Source organism: Arthrobacter ruber (assembly GCF_002954225.1).
Taxonomy (GTDB): Bacteria; Actinomycetota; Actinomycetes; order Actinomycetales; family Micrococcaceae; genus Arthrobacter_D; species Arthrobacter_D ruber.
Window position 1 is genome coordinate 554957 of record NZ_PPTH01000018.1, and the last position, 21706, is coordinate 576662.

Annotated in this window: 18 protein-coding genes; 9 read left to right on the forward strand and 9 right to left on the reverse strand. The window is 70.1% G+C overall.

Annotated elements, in window-relative coordinates; genetic code table 11:
* The first annotated feature begins 62 nt into the window (after positions 1-62).
* Positions 63-1772 carry a bifunctional 3'-5' exonuclease/DNA polymerase gene (locus CI785_RS16515; protein ID WP_105033253.1) on the forward strand — a complete coding sequence of 570 codons (1710 nt, stop codon included), beginning with the start codon at positions 63-65 and terminating at the stop codon, positions 1770-1772.
* Between the two features lie 9 nt (positions 1773-1781).
* Here the strand turns inward: CI785_RS16515 and CI785_RS16520 are convergent, their stop codons facing one another.
* The 3 genes from CI785_RS16520 to CI785_RS16530 are packed head-to-tail and all read right to left on the reverse strand — an operon-like array spanning position 1782 to position 4761.
* Positions 1782-2486, reverse strand: a complete 705-nt coding sequence (locus CI785_RS16520; protein ID WP_170068251.1) for an NUDIX hydrolase — start codon at positions 2484-2486, stop codon at positions 1782-1784.
* A complete protein-coding gene (gene nth / locus CI785_RS16525; protein ID WP_205753655.1) occupies positions 2479-3282 on the reverse strand; it encodes an endonuclease III in 804 nt (267 codons plus the stop codon). Before nth ends, CI785_RS16520 begins: the two co-directional genes overlap by 8 nt.
* A gap of 60 nt (positions 3283-3342) precedes the next feature.
* Complete coding sequence (locus tag CI785_RS16530) at positions 3343-4761, reverse strand: DUF4118 domain-containing protein (RefSeq protein WP_105033148.1); 1419 nt, start codon at positions 4759-4761, stop codon at positions 3343-3345.
* A 287-nt stretch (positions 4762-5048) separates the two neighbouring features.
* On the opposite strand from CI785_RS16530, the gene acs reads away from it, so the two are divergent.
* Complete coding sequence (gene acs, locus CI785_RS16535; RefSeq protein ID WP_105033149.1) at positions 5049-7007, forward strand: acetate--CoA ligase; 1959 nt, start codon at positions 5049-5051, stop codon at positions 7005-7007.
* Positions 7008-7062: 55 nt separating this feature from the next.
* On the opposite strand, the gene CI785_RS16540 is transcribed toward acs, so the two are convergent.
* A complete protein-coding gene (locus tag CI785_RS16540) occupies positions 7063-7485 on the reverse strand; it encodes an organic hydroperoxide resistance protein (RefSeq protein ID WP_105033150.1) in 423 nt (140 codons plus the stop codon).
* 117 nt (positions 7486-7602) lie between these two features.
* Here CI785_RS16540 and CI785_RS16545 point away from each other — a divergent pair, with 117 nt between their 5' ends.
* The 5 genes from CI785_RS16545 to CI785_RS16565 all read left to right on the forward strand — a co-directional run bounded on the left by CI785_RS16545 (position 7603) and on the right by CI785_RS16565 (position 13191).
* Positions 7603-8181: a TetR/AcrR family transcriptional regulator gene (locus CI785_RS16545; RefSeq protein WP_240615255.1), complete on the forward strand. Its 579-nt coding sequence runs from the start codon at positions 7603-7605 to the stop codon at positions 8179-8181.
* 100 nt (positions 8182-8281) lie between these two features.
* A complete protein-coding gene (locus tag CI785_RS16550; RefSeq protein WP_240615256.1) occupies positions 8282-9601 on the forward strand; it encodes an MFS transporter in 1320 nt (439 codons plus the stop codon).
* A 7-nt stretch (positions 9602-9608) separates the two neighbouring features.
* Positions 9609-10091: a type II 3-dehydroquinate dehydratase gene (aroQ, locus tag CI785_RS16555; protein WP_105033153.1), complete on the forward strand. Its 483-nt coding sequence runs from the start codon at positions 9609-9611 to the stop codon at positions 10089-10091.
* A 55-nt stretch (positions 10092-10146) separates the two neighbouring features.
* Positions 10147-12036, forward strand: a complete 1890-nt coding sequence (locus CI785_RS16560) for a dipeptide ABC transporter ATP-binding protein (RefSeq protein ID WP_105033154.1) — start codon at positions 10147-10149, stop codon at positions 12034-12036.
* 195 nt (positions 12037-12231) lie between these two features.
* Entirely contained in the window at positions 12232-13191 is a 960-nt protein-coding gene (locus tag CI785_RS16565) for a DUF5996 family protein (protein WP_240615257.1), read from the forward strand.
* Between the two features lie 62 nt (positions 13192-13253).
* Here the strand turns inward: CI785_RS16565 and CI785_RS16570 are convergent, their stop codons facing one another.
* The 3 genes from CI785_RS16570 to CI785_RS16580 all read right to left on the reverse strand — a co-directional run bounded on the left by CI785_RS16570 (position 13254) and on the right by CI785_RS16580 (position 16997).
* On the reverse strand, positions 13254-14195 hold the full coding sequence (locus CI785_RS16570) for an ABC transporter permease (RefSeq protein WP_105033156.1): 942 nt from the start codon (positions 14193-14195) through the stop codon (positions 13254-13256).
* A complete protein-coding gene (locus CI785_RS16575; RefSeq protein ID WP_105033157.1) occupies positions 14192-15196 on the reverse strand; it encodes an ABC transporter permease in 1005 nt (334 codons plus the stop codon). The genes CI785_RS16570 and CI785_RS16575 overlap by 4 nt, the downstream gene beginning before the upstream one ends.
* Positions 15197-15296: 100 nt before the next feature.
* Entirely contained in the window at positions 15297-16997 is a 1701-nt protein-coding gene (locus CI785_RS16580) for an ABC transporter substrate-binding protein (RefSeq protein WP_105033158.1), read from the reverse strand.
* 208 nt (positions 16998-17205) lie between these two features.
* On the opposite strand from CI785_RS16580, the gene CI785_RS16585 reads away from it, so the two are divergent.
* Entirely contained in the window at positions 17206-18210 is a 1005-nt protein-coding gene (locus CI785_RS16585) for a DUF2332 domain-containing protein (RefSeq protein ID WP_240615258.1), read from the forward strand.
* Positions 18211-18430: 220 nt separating this feature from the next.
* On the forward strand, positions 18431-19606 hold the full coding sequence (locus CI785_RS16590; protein WP_105033160.1) for a GNAT family N-acetyltransferase: 1176 nt from the start codon (positions 18431-18433) through the stop codon (positions 19604-19606).
* On the opposite strand, the gene CI785_RS16595 is transcribed toward CI785_RS16590, so the two are convergent.
* Entirely contained in the window at positions 19574-20323 is a 750-nt protein-coding gene (locus tag CI785_RS16595) for a polysaccharide deacetylase family protein (protein WP_205753656.1), read from the reverse strand. The genes CI785_RS16590 and CI785_RS16595 overlap by 33 nt on opposite strands.
* Before the next feature lie 60 nt (positions 20324-20383).
* A complete protein-coding gene (locus tag CI785_RS16600) occupies positions 20384-21583 on the reverse strand; it encodes a MarP family serine protease (protein ID WP_240615259.1) in 1200 nt (399 codons plus the stop codon).
* Between the last annotated feature and the right edge of the window lie 123 nt (positions 21584-21706).

The window sequence follows — 21706 nt, forward strand, 5'->3', positions numbered from 1 at the left end:
CGCCGCTATGTGGACAATCCGCTGATTGCAGGAATGACACCGCCACCGCCGACAATATGGACATGTACATCGCTGTCGCGCCCCTCCCGCCGGACCACGGCGGCGACCGCGACGGCAGCGCGACGCTTGCGCTGCAGCGCCTCGGATCCGACGGAGCACCGATGGGCTCCCCGCTGGTCGTCGACCGGAGCGGTCTCGCCCCGGCCGTCGCCGAGGCCGAGCGCGGGCGCCCCCGCTGGGTGTGGAACAGCACGCGGTCCTGGTACCTCGACCTGCTGGCTGCGGGCGTCGACGTGGACCGGTGCTGGGACCTCGCGCTGACGCGCGCCTTGCTCGCCAACTCGCCGTCGTGCCGGCCTTCCCCCTACATCGATTCCCTGCGGGCGACGGCCCAGACGGACGACGGCACGGAACCACCCCGGCTCTCGCTGCCGCCCCTGCCGCCGGCCCCCAACCAGCACTCCCTGTTCGACGAACCGCAGGCGCCCACGGGTCCGTTCCTGGACGACGTCGTCGAGCAGTTCGGCCACCAGCTCGCCGCCGTAGCGGCCGCGTCGCAGCCCGCGCGCCTGAACCTGCTCGTCGCAGCCGAATCGGCGGGTGCGCTCATCGCCGCCGAGATGGAGCACTGGGGTCTCCCCTGGCGCAGGGACATCCACGAGGAACTGCTCGAGAGGAGCCTGGGACCGCGGCCCGCGGAGGGTGTGCGGCCCGCGGAACTGGAGCGGCTCGCGGGAGAGCTGCGGGCCGCGCTGGGGAACCCGACGCTCAACCCGGACTCGCCGCAGGAGCTCCTGCGGGCCCTGCACCGGGCCGGGATCGAGGTGAGGACGACGCGCTCCTGGGAGCTGGAGCGACAGCAGCACCCAGCCATCGGACCGCTCCTCGAGTACAAGAAGCTGTCCCGGCTCGCGACCGCCAACGGCTGGAACTGGCTCGACACCTGGGTGCACGACGGCCGCTTCCGCCCCGAGTACGTGGTGGGCGGCGTCGTGTCGGGCCGCTGGGCGTCCCGCGGCGGGGGCGCCCTCCAGATCCCCCGGCAGGTGCGCGACGCCGTCCGACCCGACGAGGGCCACGCCTTCCTCGTCGCCGATGCGGCGCAACTGGAACCCCGGGTACTGGCGGCCCTCGGGCGGGATTCGTCGCTCGCGGCAGCGGCGCGCGGCAGGGACCTGTACCAGGGGATCGCCGACCAGGGGTTCGGCGGCGACCGCTCGAAGGCGAAGCTCGCGATGCTCGGCGCGATGTACGGAGCGACGAGCGGGGAGTCCGGCAGGCTGATGCCCCAGCTGACCCGCGCCTACCCCCGCGCCATCGGCGTCGTGGAGGCCGCCGCACGGGCCGGGGAGGCGGGCGACGGCGTCGCGAGCCACCTCGGCCGCGGGTGTCCTCCCGCGTCGGAGGAGTGGCGGGCGAGGCAGCGCACGACGACGGCGGAGGAACAGCGCCGGGCGGACGGTGCCGCACGCGCCCGGGGCCGTTTCACCCGGAACTTCGTGGTGCAGGCCTCCGCGGCGGAATGGGCCCTGTGCTGGCTCGCGGAGATCCGCCGACGCCTGGCGGGCAGCGGCATCCCGGCACCGAGGAGCCGTATGGCCTTCTTCCTCCACGACGAGGTGGTGCTGCACGTCCCGGCGGACCGGACGGCGGAGGCAGCAGCCATCCTGGAGGACGCGGCGCGCGCGGCGACGGGCCTGATGTTCGGGCCCATCCCCATCGAGTTCTCGATCTCCACGGTCACCGTCGCGTCCTACGCCGACGCGAAGTGAGGAAGCGGCTCACAGGGGCGCAGGGATCTCCCGCGACGGGTCCCACGGCCTCGTCCAGCCGAGCCCGTCGAACATCGTGTCCAGCAGCAGGGCCGTGAACCCCCAGATCACGGCGTCCGGGGTGAGGAAGGCCGGCGTGCGGCTGACGAACCCGTCCCGCCGCACCACCGCCGTCCTCCGGTGCGCCGGATCGAGCAGCAGGCCCACCGGGGACCGGAAGACCGCCTCCGATTCCGCCCGGTCCACCGCGTGGACCGGGGACTGCTCGGCCCACCAGGCGACGACGGGCGTGACCACGAAGTTGCTGACGGGGAGCCCGACCTCCGGCAGCGTCCCCACGATCTCGACGCCGGCAGGGTCCAGCCCGGTCTCCTCCTGCGCCTCGCGGAGGGCCGCGGCACTCTCATCCGGGTCCTGCGGGTCGATGGCACCGCCGGGGAATGCCACCTGGCCGGGGTGGTTGGACAGGGTGCTCGACCGCATGACGAACAGGATGTCGAGATCGTCGCGCTCGACGCTCCCCGGATCCGCACCGGACGCGACGCCGTCGCGTGGGCCCACCAGGACCAGCACCGCCGCACGGCGGCTCTTCGCGGGATCGAGGGTGGCGAACTGCCAGCCACCGGGCCGGACGAAGGTCGAACCAGGAGCAGCCTTCGACCGCACCCATGCCGCCAGTTCGTCGTAGGCGGTCGCGGCAGGAGGCCTAGGCACCCAGACCGTGCCCGGCCTCACGGAGCTCGGCACGGGACCGACCGGCACGCATGAGCTTCAGCAGCTCCTCCCGGCCCGGCGCGAGTTCGTACTTGAGGAGCTTCGCGGCCTTCATCGGATCCGTCTCCCCCTCACCGAAGGACGGGCACAGGGCGGCAACGGGACAGACGCCGCAGGCCGGCTTCCTGGCATGGCAGATCCGCCGGCCGTGGAACACCACGCGGTTGGACAACGAGGTCCAGTCGCTGCGCTCGAAGAGGGCGGCGACGTCCATCTCCACCTTCACCGGGTCCTCGGACGTGGTCCAGCGGAACCGGCGGGCGAGCCGCCCGAAGTGAGTATCGACGGTGATTCCCGGGGCACCGAAGGCGTTCCCGAGGACCACATTGGCCGTCTTGCGGCCCACGCCGGGCAGCGTGACGAGGTCCTCGAGCCGGTCCGGCACCTCGCCGTCGAACTCGTCCACGAGGCGGCGCGACAATGCGAGGAGACTGTTGGCCTTGGCCCGGTAGAAGCCGGTGGGCCGGAGGATCTCCTGCAGTTCCGGTTCGTCGGCCTCCGACAGGGCCTGGGCGTCGGGATAGCGCTCGAACAGGACGGGCGTGGTGAGGTTGACCCGCACGTCGGTGGTCTGCGCGGACAGCACGGTCGCCACGAGCAGCTCGAACGGGTTGCGGAAGTCGAGCTCGGCGACTGCGTACGGGTAGGTGTCCCCCAGGATCCTGTTGATCTTCCGTGCCCTGCGTTTGAGGGCGACGGGCGACTCCTCGTCCACCTTCGTCTTCCTGCCTGCCACGTGCGGGTCTCCTCTCGACGGGACGGAACGGACTCCGCCGGGCTGTGGCGGGGCGGGATGTCAGTCGCGGGGTGCGCGCTCGATGTTGCGCAGGTCCCGCAGGATGCCGACGGCACCGGTGCGCTTGTCCTGGACCAGGAACTCACCACCGCGGTCCTCGATGCCCACCTCCCAGTCGCCGGGCTGCAGCCGGAAGACCTCCCGGCCGGTCTGCTCGTCGTACACCGGACGGGGGGAACCGACGGCGAACCAGAAGGCCTCGACCACGGGCTCCTCATCGGCCGAACGGGTCGCCGTGATGGGCTCCTGCCGGCCCCGCTCGTCGGTGGAGTAGTCGGCAGCGGATTCGCCCGAGGAATCAGCCGAGGAGTCGGCGGACTCGTACGTCCGCGTCGAGTCGTCCCGAACGACGTCGTGGACCCGCGTCTCCTCGGCCGGTACGACCTCGGCCTGGCCGGAGGTGGAGTCGGCGGAGCTCCGGTGTGCGTCCGCCCCGTGGTCGTCCGGTGCCTGGCCGACGGCGTGGGCGCCGCCGGCCTGCTCCTGCGCGGTATGCGTCGACAGCCCGGAGTCCTGTCCCGAGCGGATGGGCGCCGGAGCCTCATCGGCCTGCGGGGCCCGCAACGTCGAGGAGTCCCGCTCCATGCCGGACTGGCCCGACGCAGCAGCACCGGCACCCACGGCACCGGCCCCGCCCGCACCGTACAGACCCGCGCCGTTCTGGCGGACCGCCGCGGCGGCAGGGTTGATGCCCGCCTGGCCGCCCTGGACCGGGCGGGAGACCACGGGATCGGAGCCCGTCCCGGGTGCATCCCCGGCCGTCCTCGCGGGCTTGGGCGGCTTCGGCGGGCGGGGCTGTGCAGCGGTGATCGGACGGGCCGCGGTGCGGGCGGGCACCTCCGGCCTGTCGGCGAAGTCGTTCTTGATCCCGGGCAGGAACGGCCCGACGACGGTCGCGGCCAGCATGCCCAGCGAACCGATCAGGGCCACGAGGGGTCCCACGTGGAACGCGGTGACGGTCTGCAGGAAGAAGTAGGTCGATGCGAGCACCGCCGCGACCGATGCGAACTGGTCCACGGACAGCGAGCCGACGCGGAGTCCGGCGCTCCCCAGGCGGCGGCCTGCGAGCAGCGCCAGGGCGATCACGGGCAGCAGGATGCCGATACCGATGAAGAAGAGGGAGGCACTGCTCCAGAAGTTGGTGTAGAGGATCCTGCCGCCGATGAAGGGCAGCAGGGTACCGATGAAGACGAGCGCGGCGCCTGCACCGAAGACCACTTCCCGCAGGGTGAACGGTCCTGCCAGGGCCTTGCTCGGCCCCGGAGGCGCGCCCTGCGGTGTCCCGGGCGCGGAGGTGCCGGTCACCGACGTACCGGTGCCCGAGCCGTCCGACGGGACGCCGTCGCCCCGGGCGGGATCCGGTCGGAATCCGGCCGATGTGACGCCGGTGGCGCCCCGGCCATCGGATGCTTCGGTCATGGTGTGCTCCCGTATGTAGCGATGGTCGCCCGCGGCCGTCGGCCGCCGGTGTTGGATACCTGCTTCCACCCTAGCCACCGCCTCCTACCTTCTCCACCGACCACACCGCCGAGGACACCACCGAGGACGCCACCGAGGACAGCACCGAGGAGCTCCGGCGCCGGGCGCCGCTCACCGCACAATCACCCCACCTCGGCTAGGCCCTGTGACCCGGGGCACACAGGACGGGGAGAACTCGATAGTGTTCCCTTGGACCTGTCACCGACCACGTCACAAAGGGGTAGACCATGACCGCCGAACGCCAGGGCGACGCCTTCGAGAACCTGCTGCACGAGGAACGCCGCTTCCCGCCCAGCGCGGAGTTCGCCGCGAACGCCGTCGCGCAGCCGTCCCTCTACGACGAGGCGCGCGAGCAGGGCACGGAGTTCTGGGCGAAGCAGGCGCGCGAGCTCCTCACCTGGGACCAGGACTTCACGCAGACCCTCGACTGGTCGGACGCACCGTTCGCCAAGTGGTTCGTGGGCGGCACCGTGAACGCGGCCTACAACGCGCTCGACCGCCATGTGGAGGCCGGCCGCGGCGAGCGGGTCGCGATCCACTTCGAGGGTGAACCCGGCGACACCCGCACCATCACCTACGCGGACCTCACCCGTGAGGTGAAGAAGGCGGCCAACGCGTTCGAGTCCCTGGGCGTGCAGAAGGGCGACCGCGTGGCGGTGTACCTGCCCATGATCCCGGAGGCCGTCATCACGATGCTCGCCTGCGCGAGGATCGGTGCCGTGCACTCCGTGGTCTTCGGCGGGTTCTCGGCCGACGCCCTCCGCAGCCGTATCGACGACGCCGAGGCCAAGCTCGTCGTCACCTCCGACGGCACGTACCGCCGTGGCAAGCCGAGCGCCCTCAAGCCCGCCGTCGACGGCGCCCTCGAGCGCGAGGGCCACAGCGTCTCCAACGTGGTGGTGGTCCGCCGCAACAACGAGCCGGTCGAGTGGACCGAGGGCCGCGACCTGTGGTGGCACGACGTCGTCGACACCGCCCCGGACGAACACACCGCCGTGGCCCACGACGCGGAGCATCCCCTGTTCATCCTCTACACCTCCGGGACCACCGGGAAGCCGAAGGGCATCCTGCACACCACGGGCGGGTACCTCACGCAGACCGCGTTCACCCACCGGAACACCTTCGACCTGCGCCCGGAGACCGACGTCTTCTGGTGCACCGCGGACATCGGCTGGGTCACGGGGCACAGCTACGTCGCGTACGCGCCGCTGGTGAACGGCGCCACGCAGCTCATGTACGAGGGGACGCCGGACACGCCGCACCAGGGACGCTGGTGGGAACTGATCGAGAAGTACAAGGTGTCCATCCTCTACACGGCACCCACGGCCATCCGCACGTTCATGAAGTGGGGCCGCGACATCCCCAAGAAGTACGACCTCTCCTCGATCCGCGTCCTCGGCTCCGTCGGGGAACCCATCAACCCCGAGGCGTGGATGTGGTACCGCGAGGTCATCGGCGGCGGCAACGTCCCGATCGTGGACACCTGGTGGCAGACCGAGACCGGCGCGCAGATGATCACGCCGATGCCCGGTGTGACCGCGACGAAGCCGGGCTCCGCCCAGGTGGCCGTGCCCGGGATCGCCATCGACGTCGTCGACGAGATGGGCGTCCCGGTACCGAACGGCTCCGGCGGGTACCTGGTCATCCGCGAACCGTGGCCGTCGATGCTGCGCGGTATCTGGGGTGATCCCCAGCGCTTCAGGGACACGTACTGGTCGCGCTTCGACGCCATGTACTTCGCCGGCGACGGCGCCAAGAAGGACAGCGACGGTGACATCTGGCTCCTGGGCAGGGTGGACGACGTCATGAACATCTCCGGCCACCGCCTCTCGACCACCGAGATCGAGTCGGCGCTCGTGAGCCACCCGTCGGTGGCGGAGGCCGCCGTCGTCGGGGCGAGCGACGAGACCACCGGGGAGGCAGTGGTCGCGTTCGTGATCCTGCGCGGCTCGGCGAAGGACGACGACGACATCGTCACCACGCTGCGCAACCACGTGGGCAAGGAGATCGGGCCCATCGCGAAGCCGCGGAACATCCTGGTGGTCCCCGAGCTGCCGAAGACGCGCAGCGGCAAGATCATGCGCCGCCTGCTCAAGGACGTCGCGGAGGGCCGGGAGGTCGGCGACGCCACCACGCTGTCCGATCCGACGATCATGCAGCAGATCGCCGTCTCGCTGCGGAAGTAGCCGGACATACCAGAGGCCCCCGCGAGTGCGGGGGCCTCTGGCATGTCCGGGGCACTCAGCCGATCGTGGCGTCGACCGTGACCTCGATGTTGCCGCGCGTGGCGTTGGAGTACGGGCACACCTGGTGGGCCCGCTCGACGAGCGCGTCGGCCGTCTCCTGGTCCACTCCGCCGATCTCGGCGTGCAGGGCGACCGCGAGCTGGAACGCCCCGCCGTCGACCGGGTTGATGCTCACCTCGGCGGTGACGGCGGTGTCGCTGATCGTCGCCTTGCTGCGGCTCGCGACGAGCTTGAGGGCGCTGTGGAAGCAGGCGGCGTAGCCGAGGGCGAAGAGCTGCTCGGGGTTCGTCGCGCCGCCGGCACCGCCCATCTCCTTCGGGACCGCGAGATCGACGACGAGCTGCCCGTCGTCCGTGTGCGCCTTGCCGTTGCGTCCGTCGCCGGTCGCGGTGGCCACCGCCGTGTAGAGAGCACCCATACCTGTGTCCGTCCTTCCGTCGCGGGGCGCCTGGCAGCTCCCCTCCGACTTAGTAGACTAACTAGTAACTCTAGTGGGATCAAACGATGGAACCGGCTTGACAGAGAATGGAGCATGATGAGCGCCCAGCCCCCCGTGCGGGATCGGATCCTCGCCTCGGCGACCACGTTGTTCGACGCCACGAGCATCCGTTCGGTGAGCGCAGACAAGGTCATCGCCGATGCCGGGACCACCAAGGTGACGTTCTACCGGCACTTCCCGACCAAGGACCACCTCGTGGTCGCCTACCTGGAGGACCAGCTCGCGCGGCTGCAGGCCGCCATCGGGAGGGAACGCGCGGACGGGCTCGATGCGTGCACCGTCCTGCTCCACCTGGCCGCGGCCAACGGGGACGCCGCGTGCCGCCCTGGCTTCCGGGGGTGCACCTTCATCAACGCCGCCGCCGAGTACCCGGCGGACGGCATGGTCCGGACCGCCGTCGGGCGCTACCGGGCCTGGTTGCACGGGGTCGTCGCCGAACTGCTGGCCGAGCTGGGTGTGGGCCGGCCCGACGCCGTGGCGGACCAGCTCATCATGCTGCGCGACGGCGCCATGGTGTACGGCTTCATGGGGGACCCGAGCGCCGTCACGGACTCCCTCGTCACGGCCGGGCGGGCCATCGTCGCCGCCCACCTCGACGCGCCACTGTCCGCCTGACACCACCGGCCCCTCCCGCACAGGTGGGCGCCGTGTGCCACCGGTGTGATGTTCGTCCTGAAACATGGCTCCCGGGCGGCCACGAGAGGATGATTTCAGCGTGTCCACAACCGTCCAGCAGCCCCCCGTCACGAATCCACGCATGGCCCGCCGCGTCGCCGGCGCCTCCTTCGTCGGAACGGCCCTCGAGTCCTACGACTTCTACGTCTTCGGCACCGCCGCCGCACTCGTGTTCAACGTCGTCTTCTTCACCGAGCAGGATCCCCTGGCCGGGACCCTCTCGGCCTTCCTGGTGTTCGCCATGGGGTTCGTCGCCCGCCCGCTCGGCGCCATCCTCTTCGGCCACCTCGGGGACCGGATCGGCCGCAAGCGAACCCTGATCTGGACCATCACCCTCATGGGCCTCGCGACGGGGACCGTGGGCCTGCTGCCCGACTACAACACCATCGGCATCTGGGCGCCCATCATCCTCACGGCGCTGCGCTTCCTGCAGGGACTCTCCCTGGGTGGCGAGTGGGGCGGCTCCATCCTCATCGCGACCGAGCACGCCGAGCCCCGCAAGCGGGCGCTGTACGCATCCATCCCCCAGCTCGGATCCCCCGTGGGCACCATGCTGATCTCGGCCATCTTCCTGGTGCTCGCCGTCGCGGCCCCCGACATCATGACCACCTGGGGCTGGCGCATCCCGTTCCTGCTCGCCTTCCCCTTCCTCGCGATCGCCATCTACCTGCGGCTCGCCATCGACGAGACGCCCGTCTTCCAGGAGGCCAGCCGGAGGCACGCACTCCCCCGCGTCCCCCTCCTCGAGGTCCTGAAGTCGCAGCCGGTCGCCATCCTGGTCGCGATCGCCGCCGCCGTGCTGGGGATCGGATCCTACTTCCTGATGGTCACCTACACGCAGGCCTACGGCACGGGGACCCTCGGGCTGTCGCAGGAGACCGTGCTGAATGCGGCCCTCGTGGGCTCCGTCCTGCAGCTGATCACCATCCCCGCGTTCGGCTACCTCGCGATGCGCATCGGATCGGCGAAGGTGGTGGCGGGCGGCGCCCTCGGCACCGCCCTGATCGCCTTCCCCCTGTACTGGGTCATCAGCATCGCCACGGAGCCGATGTACATCGCCGCGATCATCCTCGGCGGCATCCTGCCGACCGCGAGCTGGGCGGCACTCGGCGGGCTCATGGCGGATCTCTTCCGGCCGGAGACGGCGTTCACCGCGCTCTCCTTCGCCTACAGCATCGCCGCGATCATCGCGGGCTTCGCGCCCTCCATCACGCAGCGCTTCGGCATCGCGACGGAGGGTGCCTGGTGGCATCCCGGCGTCGTCCTCGCGGTGATGAGCCTCGTGACGGCCGCGGGTGCGATCGGAGCGGTGCATCTGCGGAATGCGCAGCAGATGGATGCCGGCGCGCGTACGGCATAGTGGGGGCATGACCCCGCGCACCCCGAGCATCCTCGTGATCAACGGACCCAACCTGAACCTGCTCGGTACCAGGGAGCCCGACGTGTACGGGACGGCGACGCTCGACGACGTCGTCCGCCTCGCCGCGGACACGGCACGCGGGCGCGGCTGCACCGCATCCGCGCTGCAGTCCAACCACGAGGGCGAGATCATCGACGCGATCCACGCGGCGCGGTCCACGGCGGACGGGATCGTCATCAACGCCGGAGCGTTCACGCACACCTCGATCGCCATCCGCGACGCGCTCGCCGCCGTCGGACTGCCCGTGGTGGAGGTGCACATCAGCAACGTGCACCGGCGTGAGGAGTTCAGGCACTCCTCCTACATCTCCGGCGTCGCCGACGCCGTGATCGTCGGCGCCGGCATCGACGGCTACCGCCTGGCGGTGGACCACCTGGCCGCCCGCCTGGCCGCCGCCGGATCGGACGCGGCATCGTTCCCGAAAAGTTAGCGCTGCCGCTGCTGCGAGCGCCGCTCCGCACCTCCCCATAGGGCACGATGGTGCTATGACGGACATCACTCCTGACGCGCGCGCTACCGCCCAGCCCGAGAACCCCGACGCACCCCTGCTCGAGGTGCGGAACCTGGCGGTGAGCTTCCGCACGACGCACGGGGAGGTCCATGCCGTCGAGGACGCGAGCTTCACCCTCCGGCGCGGCAGTGCTCTGGCTATCGTCGGGGAGTCGGGCTCGGGCAAGTCGACGACGGCGATGGCCTGCATCGGCCTGCTGCCCGGCAACGGCCGCGTGACCTCCGGCAGCATCCTGTTCGAGGGCGAGGACCTCACCACGCTGCCGGAAGCGAAGATGCGCTCCATCCGCGGCCGGGCGATCGGCCTCGTCCCGCAGGACCCGATGTCCAACCTGAACCCCGTGACGAAGATCGGCACGCAGGTCGCCGAGACCCTCCTGGTGCACGGGATGGCCACCAGGAAGAACGTCAAGCAGCGCGTCATCGAGGTCCTCACCGCCGCCGGGCTGCCCGACGCCGGGGAGCGCGCGAAGCAGTACCCGCACGAGTTCTCCGGCGGCATGCGGCAGCGGGCGCTGATCGCGATCGGCCTCGCCTGCCAGCCGCGGCTCCTCATCGCGGACGAACCGACGTCCGCGCTCGACGTCACCGTGCAGCGCACCATCCTCGACCAGATCGAGATGATGACGGAGCAGCTCGGCACGTCGGTCCTGCTCATCACGCACGACCTCGGGCTCGCCGCCGAACGCGCCTCGCAGCTCGTGGTGATGCACCGTGGACGCGTGGTCGAGACAGGACCCGCGGAGCAGCTGCTCAACGACCCGCAGCACCCCTACACGCAGTCGCTCGTCCGCGCGGCGCCCAGCGTCGCCGCGGTCCGCCTGCGTCCCGGCGCGTTCACGGCGGATGCGGCGTCGCGCCTGAAGCTCGCCGAAGCGGTCTTCGCCGAACACGAAGCCGGGCACGACGGCCCGGTACCGACCGACGCTCCCGTTCCCAATCCCGCCGATAAGGGCGTCTCAGCAGGTGCTCCCCGCGCCACCGCCGGCGCGCACGCGGCGACGACGTCGTCCGACCGACCGCTGGAGCCCTCCGGTGCCGCCGCTCCTGCGACTCCTGCCGCTCCCCCGAACATCGTGGAGATCCGCGACCTCACGAAGATCTACAAGCGCCGTGGCAGCAAGGACGACTTCTACGCGGCGAAGAACGTCACGCTCGACGTTCCCCGAGGGCAGACGGTGGCGATCGTCGGGGAATCGGGGTCCGGCAAGACCACGACCGCGCGGATGCTGCTGAAACTGATCGAACCGACGTCGGGCACCATGACCTTCGACGGCATGGACGTGGCCACGCTCGACAAGGCGCAGCTCAACGACTTCCGCCAGCGCGTGCAGCCGATCTTCCAGGACCCGTACTCCTCGCTGAACCCGATGTTCACGATCGAACGCATCGTGGAGGAGCCGCTCAACGCGTACAAGCGCGGCTCCAAGAAGGAACGCTCGGCGCGGGTCCGCGAACTGATGGACCAGGTCTCCTTGCCGCAGAACGCCCTACGGCGGTACCCGGCGGAGCTCTCCGGCGGCCAGCGGCAGCGCGTAGCAATCGCGAGGGCCCTTGCACTGCAGCCCGAGCTGATCGTGTGCGACGAACCGGTCTCCGCCCTCGACGTCCTGGTGCAGGCACAGATCCTGAAACTCCTCGGCGACCTCCAGTCCGAACTCGGTTTGAGCTACCTGTTCATCTCGCACGACCTCGCCGTGGTGCGCCTCATCTCGGACTACGTCTGCGTGATGAAGGACGGCGAGCTGGTGGAGGCAGCGAGCTCCGAGGAGGTCTTCCAGAACCCCCGCCACCCGTACACGCGCCGATTGCTCGCCTCCATCCCTGGCAACGAGCTCAACATCGGTAAGGAACTCGCGTCCTGATCGTCGCCACCTGCGGTCGAAGGCCCCACGGAGCTTTCGACCGCGCCGCGGGTTGATCGTTGAGACCTACGCGAAGCGCCCGGAGATCGGGCCGGCCGCGTCGCTGCGGCTCCGGGCCGCCATAAACGGTCACACCCTGTACCGGAACGGGATGCCCGCCTAGATTGGCGGGACACCACGACGGCGGAGGACAGGATGAGCGAGCAGCGCACCATAGGCGGAGTAACCACGATGGCGGAGGGGTGGTCGGAGCTGCGAGTGGCGGACTGGCAGGACACGCAGGCGACGCTCCATATGTGGCTCCAGGTGGTGGGAAAGATCCGGATGGCACATGCGCCGCTGGTCAACCACTGGTGGCAGGTGCCGCTGTACGTCACCCCGAGGGGCCTCGGGACGTCCTCCATCCCCTACCGTGCCGGGATGTTCGATATCGAGTTCGACGTCGTGGCCCACCGGTTGCTCGTCCGGAGCAGCTCCGGGGAGGACCGCACGGTGCCCCTCGAGCCGCAGTCCGTCGCCGCATTCCATGAACAGACGATGGCGGCACTGACGGAACTCGGGATCGAGGCGCCCATCCGGCCGGTCCCCACCGAGGTGGATCCAGCCGTCCCGTTCGCCGAGGACCATCAGCACGCGTCCTACGACGGGGCCGCCGTCACAGCCTTCTGGCGACAATTGATGCAGGCCGAACGCGTTCTCACGCTCTTCCGGGCGGAGTTCCTCGGCAAGGTCAGTCCCGTGCACTTCTTCTGGGGCGCCATGGATCTCGCCTGCACGCGCTTCTCCGGCAGGCCCGCGCCGCTCCACCCCGGCGGCGCCCCGAACTGCGCGGACTGGGTCATGCAGGAGGGCTACTCGCACGAACTGTCCAGCTGCGGGTTCTGGCCCGGCGGCGGCGAGGAGGGTGCGTTCTACTCCTACGCGTATCCCGAGCCGGAGGGCTACCGCGACGCCGTCATCGACGTCGAGGGCGCGTTCTACAGTGCGGAGTACCGCCAGTTCCTGCTGCCCTACGAGGCCGTCCGCACCGCCCCGGACCCCGACGCCACGCTGCTCGCCTTCCTGCGTGCCACGTACGGCGCCGCCGCGACCACAGGCGGCTGGGACCCCGATCTCCTCGTCGATCCGCACAGGCTGGACGTCCACGCACGCTAGTTCCAGGGGCATACGGAAGCGGCCACCGATCCGGAGGTCGATGGCCGCTCGCGTGGGGTGGACTACTTCCTGCGGGTCTTCGGGTCGAGGGCCTCGCGCAGGGACTCACCCAGCAGGGTGAACCCGAGCGCCGTGATGGCGATGCAGGCGCCGGGGAGGAAGGCGAGCTGCGGCGCGACCGAGAGCTCGGCCTGTGCGTAGGTCAGCATGCGCCCCCACTCCGCGGCCTGGGGCAGTCCGCCGCCGAGGCCGAGGAAGGACAGCGCGGCCGCATCGATGACGGCGGTCGCCAGCGTCAGGGTGGCCTGCACGATCAGCGGCCCCATGCTGTTGGGCAGCAGGTGGCTCATGGTGATCGTCCGGCGGCTGAGCCCGAGGGTCTGCGCCGCCAGGATGTAGTCGGCGCCCCGCTGCGAGAGCATCGAGGAGCGCAGGAGACGCGCGAAGATCGGGATCTGGGAGACGCCGATGGCGATCATGATCGCGTAGGAGCTCTGGCCCAGCACTGCGGCGATGCTCACGGCGAGCAGCAGGTTCGGCACGGAGAGCAGGATGTCCACGAAGCGCATGATGACGTTGTCCACCCAGCCGCCGAGACCGCCCGCCAGGACACCGAGCAGCATGCCGCCCGCGAGCCCGAGCGCCGTCGAGACCACGCCGATGAGCAGGGATGCCTGGGCGCCCCAGATCAGCTTGCTCAGCACGTCCCCGCCGAAGCGGTCCAGGCCCAGCGGGAAGCCGTCGATCTCCCCGGGTCTGGGGATGGTGGTGGGGGTGATCGACGTCCGCCCGGGGAGGTCGTCCCCGCCGTACGGCGCGAGGATCGGAGCGAGGATCGCCACGAGCAGGAAGAGCCCGATGATGACGGCGCCCACGATGGCCTGCGGGTTCCTGCGCAGCCCGAGGAAGGCGTCCTTCCAGAGGCCGGTGCCGCGCCCGGCGTCGATCGCGGGATCGGTGGGTGCCGCGGAGCCGTCGGCGGCGGGAGGCAGGATGGTACTCATTGCACACGCACCCTCGGGTCGATGACGGAGTAGGACAGGTCCACGATCAGGTTGATCAGGGCGTACAGGATCGCGATGAAGATGATGAAACCCTGGAGCACGGGGTAGTCCAGGCCGAAGATCGCGTCGCGCAGGAACCGGCCGATCCCGTTGAACGCGAAGACCGTCTCGGTCAGGACCGCTCCCGAGATCAGCAGGCCCAGCTGCAGGCCGATGGTCGTGACGACCGGGAGCATGGCGTTCCGCAGGATGAAGCTGCCCCTGATGGAGCGCTCCATGAGGCCCTTCGCACGGGCCGTGCGGACGTAGTCCGCGTTCTGTACCTCGAGGACCGAGGCCCGCGTGATGCGGACGATGATCGCGAGCGGGATGGTGCCCAGCGCCAGCCCGGGGAGGATCAGGTGCAGGACGGCGTCCCAGGCGGCATCCCACTCCCCCGTGAGTATCCCGTCGAGTACATAGAAGTCGGTGAAGTGGGTGGCGTCGATGCGCGGATTCTGCCGACCGTCGGGGGGCAGGATGGACCACTGGATGGCGAAGAGGTACTTGAGGATGAACGCCAGGAAGAACACCGGGACGGTGATGCCGATGAGGCTCAGCACCACGGAACTGTGATCGAGGAAACGCCCGTAGTGCCGCGCGGCGAGGTAGCCGAGCGGGACGCCGACGCCGATGGCGAAGATGAGGGCGACGATGGTGAGTTCGATCGTCGCGGGGAACCGGGTGGCGAATTCTTCCAGGACGGGCCGTCCCGTATTGATCGACACCCCGAAATCGCCCTGCAGCAGCTTGCCCATATATGTGAAGTACTGGACAAGGAGCGGGCGGTCGAACCCGTACAGCTCGTTGACCCGGGCGATGGCATCGGGCGTGGCCTTCTCGCCGAGCAGTGCGGTCGCCGGACCGCCGGGGAGACTGCGTACCCAGAGGAACAGCAGGACGGACAGGCCGAACAGGGTGGGTATGAGCAGCGCTAGCCGCTTACCGATGACGCGTAACACTGGGGATCCTTCCGGGTCGACCGGCGCGGGCCGGACAGGGGTAGTACAGCAGGGTGGAGCCGGTCCCGGGACCGGGACCGGCTCCACACGGGTACTGCTGCTACTCGCTCAGCTCGATGTTGCTGAAGACCTCGTCATTGACGGGGCTCGCCGGGTAGGAGGTGACGCGCTCGTTGAACGCCAGCGAAGGAGCCGGGTGCGCCAGCGGGATGGCCGGGATGAACTCGGAGATCTGCTGGTTGATCTCCTCGTACGCCTTCGTCTGCTCGTCGCGGTCGCTCATGCCGCGTGCCTCATCAAGTGCGGAGAACAGCTCGGGGTTGCTGAAGCCGAATTCCGGCTTCTCCCGGCCGAAGAACACGCCGATGAAGTTGTCGGTGTCGTTGTAGTCGCCGGTCCAGCCGAGCAGGTGCAGGCCGTGGTCCTCGGTTCCCTGGACCTGGTCGAGGTAGTCGGGGGACCAGGCGGCGGGTGATGGGGTGACGGTGATCCCGACATCGGCCAGCTGGGCCTGGAGGTTGGTGAAGACCTGTTCCGGGGTGGGCATGTAGGGGCGCGAGACGTTCGTCGGGTAGTTGAACTGGATCTCGAACCCGTCGGGATAGCCTGCTTCGGCGAGGAGCTCCTTGGCCTTCTCCGGATCGAAGTCGTACGTCTCGACCTCTTCGTTGTAGCCGTCGACGACATCGGGGATGAACTGGGTTGCGACCTTGGTGCCTTCGGGAAGGGTCTGGCTGACCAGTGCTTCCTTGTCGATGGCGTAGGCGATGGCTTCGCGAACCTTGGGGTCGGCGAGCTGCTCGACCTTGTGGTTGAAGCCCAGGTACAGGATGGTGAACGGGTCGCGGGCGACGACGTTGTAGCCGGCGTCCTTCAGCGACTGGGTGTCGGCGGGTGCGACGAGGTCGTAGCCGTCGATGGTTCCAGCCTCGAGGGCCTGCCGGCGGGCCTGCGGGTCGTCGATGATCCGGAAGATCGTTTCGGTAATCTGTCCCTTCTCTCCCCAGTAGTCCTCGAAGATCGAGAGTTCGACCTGCTGTCCGACGTTCCAGGAATCGAACTTGAAGGGGCCGGTGCCGACGGGGTGGCCCGTTGCGTACTCGCTCTGCTGCGGCGCCTCAGCGGAGCCGCCGATCTCGTCGGCCTTGTACTGCTCGAGGGCCGTGGGGCTCTGCATGGCGAAGGCCGGGAGGGACAGTGCGGGAATGAACCCGGCGAAGGGCTTGGCGAGCGTGACGGTGGCCTCGTTGTCGCCGTCGACCTCGCAGGACTCGTAGATGGCATTCTCGGGCTTGTCGGCGAAGCCGCGGAACAGGTTGTTGTAGTAGTAGGACACGGTCTCGGCCTGCTGGAGGCCCGTCCAGTTGTACCACCGGTCGAAGTTGAAGCAGACCGCGTCGGCGTTGAAATCGGTTCCGTCGTGGAACTTGACGCCTTCCCTCAGGGTGAAGGCCGTCGACAGGCCGTCCTCGGAGGTCTCCCACGACTCGGCGAGCAGGGGCTCGGGGTCGGCGGTGCCTTCCTTGACGCCGACAAGCCCCTCGAAGATCTGGCGGCTGACACGGAAGGACTCGCCGTCGCTGGCGAAGGCCGGGTCGAGGGACTTCGGGTCGGCGGATGCTGCGAAGACGAAGGTGGAGTCGACGGCGGTGTCGCCCTCACCCTCGGCGCCCGTGTTCTCCTCGCGCTGGCTCTGCACGCAGCCGGTGAGGAGGAGTGCTGCGATGGAGAATCCTGCTGTGAGCGCCGCGCGTTTCCTCGCGAAACCTGCGCCGCGCACGGATGTGCCTCGGTTAGACATAAGTGCTCCTGGTGGACGAGTGATTCCTACCGGATCTACCGGCAGCCGTGGGACCACGGCGGCGAGCGCGCTGATCCGTGTGACGAGCCTAACTTCCGGGAGGGCCCGTAACAGTATTTCGGGGGCCGGAGTGGTTACGATTTGGCATCATGCGCAGCCCGGCGGTTGCGGGTTACACCGGGGAAATACCTGCGAAACGGGAGGATCGATGAGCGGGACAGAAATGACGACATCCGCGCGCTACCGGCGCTTCGCGGAGACCGACGCCCGTGGGTACTCACCCCTGTACGACGAGTGGTGCACGGGTGTGAGCGACGACGACGAGGTCCTCGCCCTGCTCGACTCCCTTCCGCCGGCGCGCCGCCAGCCGGTCCTGTTCCTCGGCGCGGCCCGCTTCGCCGGGGTGCCCCTCGGGGGCTACCGCGCCTTCCGCTCGTTCGTCGTCGGGCACTGGGAGGAGATACGCCACGTCATGGAGACGCGAACCACCCAGACGAACGAGGCGGGGCGCTGCGCCGTCCTGCTGCCGAGTCTCGCCGCGATCAGCACCGGGGAGGGCAGGCCGCTGGCACTCATCGAGGTCGGCGCGTCGGCGGGCGCGTGCCTCTTCCCCGACCGGTATGCGTACGCCTACTCCCCCGGCCCGACCCTCACGCCCGCTGCGGGCTCCCCGGTCCCGCCCCTCGCGTGCTCGGTGACCGGGGCCGTCCCGCTCCCGTCGGCGCTTCCCGCCGTCACCTGGCGCGCGGGTATCGACCTGAACCCGCTCGACGCGGGGGATGCGGATGACGTGCGGTGGCTCGAGGCCCTCGTCTGGCCCGAGCACGGCTTCCGCGCCGAGCGCCTCAGGGCCGCGCTGGGTGTGGTGCGGGAGGACCCGCCGCTGCTCGTGCGTGGCGACCTCAACGAGCAGCTCCTGCCCCTCATCGGGCGCGCACCGTCCGACGCCGTCGTCGTCGTGTTCCACAGTGCCGTCCTCGCGTACCTCGACGCCGAGGGCCGGCAGCGGTTCCGCGACACAATGCTGCGGCTCGCAGCGGACCGGGACCGCCCCCTGCACTGGCTGTCGCACGAGGGCGCCGGCACGCTCGACGGGGTGCCCGGCGCCCTGGAGAGGGTGGCGGGTGAGGAGGACGGCAGGTTCGTGCTGCAGCACAACGGTCGGTCGGTCGCGCGCACCGGGCCGCACGGGCAATCGATCGAATGGCTCTGAAGCGCCGGCCGCACCGGGCCGGGACTTCCCGGTCCGCGCCGCGGGCGCAGGCGCTGCCCGACGGACCGGTGCTCCCGGAGGAGGCTGCTGGTACTCTGACCCCACCCGGCCGCGAATCGCCGATACCGGGCCGTCCCGCCGGATCCGGTCGGCCCGAGATCGTCGTGGGCTCGGCCGTGTCCTGAGTGGTGCGACGACGACCCCGGAGGCGAGGACCGCGATGAGCTACATCATCGGGCGTGAGGACGATTTCGACTTCCTGTCCGCCGAGTACGCCGCCCTGCACGCCGACTCCGGGGCTACGTCGTTCCAGCACGGCGTCTGGCTGCACCGCCTCTACACCACGCTGGCTCCGGCCCGGGGCGCCCGACCGGTCGTGGTGACCGTTCGGCGGGAGACCGACCGGGGGCTGGTGCTGGTGCTGCCGCTGGTCCGCGTCGGCAGGGCCGTCCGTACGCTCACCTTCGCCGACCTCGGAGTGGCGGACTACAACGCCGCCGTCGTCCCGCAACCGGTGCTGGTGGAACTCTCGCGTCGTCCGGAGGTCGTCGCCGGGATCCGTCGCACGCTCGGGGGCTTCGACCTGCTCCGCGTGGACCGCGTCGTGGGCTCCCCCGACGCGATGGCCGCGCTGCTGGGCGGTGCGCTCGTGCGCCGCCACCACTACGACACCCACCTGATGACCCTGGAGGGCACCCCGGAAGCGTGGCGCGGGACCCTGGACGCGGCGTTCGTGCGGCACCTCGAGCGCAAGTACAAGCGTCTGCGCCCCAAGGGCGAGCGGGTCCTGCGCGTGGTGACGGCCGCCGCCGAGGTCGAGCCCCTGATGCGGAGGATGCGCGCCTTCCGGTCGGCCCGTTTCGCCGAACGGCGCGGCGTGGACCTCGTGCAGGACGATGCCACCTTTGCCTTCTACCAGGCCGTCGCCGAGGACAGCGTGCGCCTCGGAGGCCCGGGACGGCTCGTCGTGCTGGACGTCGGAGCCGAGCCGGTCGCGATCGCCCTCGATCTGGTGGAGCCCGACCGGGAACTGTTCCTGCTCGTGGGCTACGACGTCGAACGTCTCCGGAACTACTCGCTCGGGCTCCTGATCGTCGACGGCCTGGTGCAGGACGCCATCCGCCGGGGCAAGTCCTACTTCGACCTCACGGTGGGTGACGAACCGTACAAGTCCGACTTCGCCGCGCGGTCCGTGCCGCTCCATCAGTTACGGGTGCCCCGGACGATGCGGGGCCGCGCGGCGATGGTCTCCGCCGACGGTCTCCTCGCTGCGCGGCGTGCCGCGAAGCGCGTGCTGCTGGCGGTGGAGGCACGGCGTGCGCGGAAGGCGGCCCGGCCGACGCGCTCCGATGACGGTGCGGGATCAGCGACGCCCGCGCAGTCCCAGGCGCAGTGAGTGCCGCACCATGCGGGCCACCAGGTGCGCCGGGGTGTCCCGGGGGCTGATGTAGCAGCGCGGCAGGGTGAACCGGTCGCCCGGGTCGTAGTCCCCGATCACGCACCCGTGGTCGTACCCGGACGCACGGACGGCACCGGTGGCGGCCTCGTCGAACTCGCCGTACGGGTAGCAGAAGCTCGCGACTCCGGTCTGCAGGACGTCCTGCAGGACCTCCCGGCTTCCACTGATCTCCTCGACCAGGGAGTCGGCACCGACACCGCGCAGGTGGGGATGGGTCATGGTGTGGCTGCCGACCTCCTGCCCCGCAGCGGCGACGGCACGCACCTGATCGGCGTCGAGAAGACCGAGCCGGGGGCCGTCGTCCCACTCGTTGGTGCCGCCGAGCCCACCGGCCACCACATAGAGCGTGCTGCTCATGCCGTGGCGCTGCAGGGCCGGGAGGGCGTGCTCGAGGTAGTCGGTGTAGCCATCGTCGAACGTGAGGCCGACGAGGCGGCGTGCCTCCCCGCGTTCGCCCGCGCGCAGCAACTCGGACAGCGACACCCCGCGTAACCCCAGTCGCCGCAGCAGTCCCAGGTGCCGGTCCAGCCGGTCCGGGTGGACCCGCAACCGGTGCGGATCCGGCAGGCGGGACGGGCTGATCGAGTGGTACATGAACACCGGCGGCGTGGCCAGTCGTGTCCGCCCCGTGCGTGCGGTTGATTCCTGGGACAACGCAGTTCCCCCTGATCCGAGAGCGAGCCGTGCGGTGAAAGCGTAGCAGCGGGGTCTGCCCTAGCCTCGGGCGCACTGCCCGGCCGAGACGGCCTCGGCCAGATCGGGCGCGCTCTCGGCGATGGGGCGCAGTTCCTCGAGGGACAATGCGTACCCGACGGGCGCATCGGCCGTGGACTTCGCGAAGACGACGCCGGCCACGCGGCCCTGCAGATCCAGCAGGGGTCCGCCGGAGTTCCCCTGCTGGACGTTCGCGGCGAGGCTGTAGACCTGGAGCGGCTGCGGCTCGGCGCCGTAGATGTTGTTGACGAGCACGGGTGACAGGCCCTGGACGCTCGCGGGCTGGATCCGGTAGGGGCCGCCCGCGGGGTAGCCGGCGAACGCCGCCGTCGTCCCGTTGTCCAGTTCCTGGCCGAGCGGCAACGGAGCGGCCCGCAGGTCGTCGACGGCGATCACGGCGATGTCGCGGGCCGTGTCGAGCTGCACCACCCGACCGGGCAGCGCACCGCCGCCGGGGACCTCCACGACGGGCTCGTCCACACCGGCGACGACGTGCGCGTTGGTGATCACCCGTCCCGGTGCGACGACGAATCCGGAGCCGGTCTGGTTCTGGCCGCACTGGAAGGCCGTCCCGGTGATGCGGACCACCGACGCGGCGGCGGCGGCGAGTTCCGGGGTGTCCACAGAGGCGTCGGGCACAGCGGCCGGCGTCGCGGGTCCCACGCTCTCGAGGATGGTGGGGATGCCGTCGTCGACCGCGATGGTGCGCAGTTGCGCCATCCAGGTGCGTACGGGACCGGGTGTGGCCGTGTCGATCGCCCGGATCACCTGCGAGGACGCGATCTGCTGGGACAGGAAGGGGACGCCGAGGGTCCCGACGCCGAAGGCGAGCATCGACAGGACGAGCGCCGCGACGACGACGTTCACGACGCCGCCGAGGATGCGGTCGATGATGCGCAGCGGCGGGACGTCGGACCACCGGCGGATGGACGCCCCGAGCGCCGATCCGACGGCCTGACCGACGATGATGAGCACCACCACCGTGCCGATCACGGCGATCAGGCGCCACGGGTTGTCGGGGACCCACGCGCTGACGAGGGGGATGGCGAAGAACGCGGCGACGGCCCCGGCGACGAAGCCCGCGATGCCGCCGAGGGTGACGAGGAAGCCGTTGCGGAGCCCTGTCACGAGGTAGCCGAGGAGGACCACGACCAGGACGAGGTCGAGGAGCGTGAACCCCGCGAGGCTGAATTCCGGCACGAACGTTCTCCCTGGCTCTGGACGGCGGGAGAACGGCGTGCATCCCGACACTGCGAGCGATTCTAGCGGCGCGTCATGGGAAGAGCGTGGGAGTACGGTCCCGAGCCGCTGGATGCGGGCCTC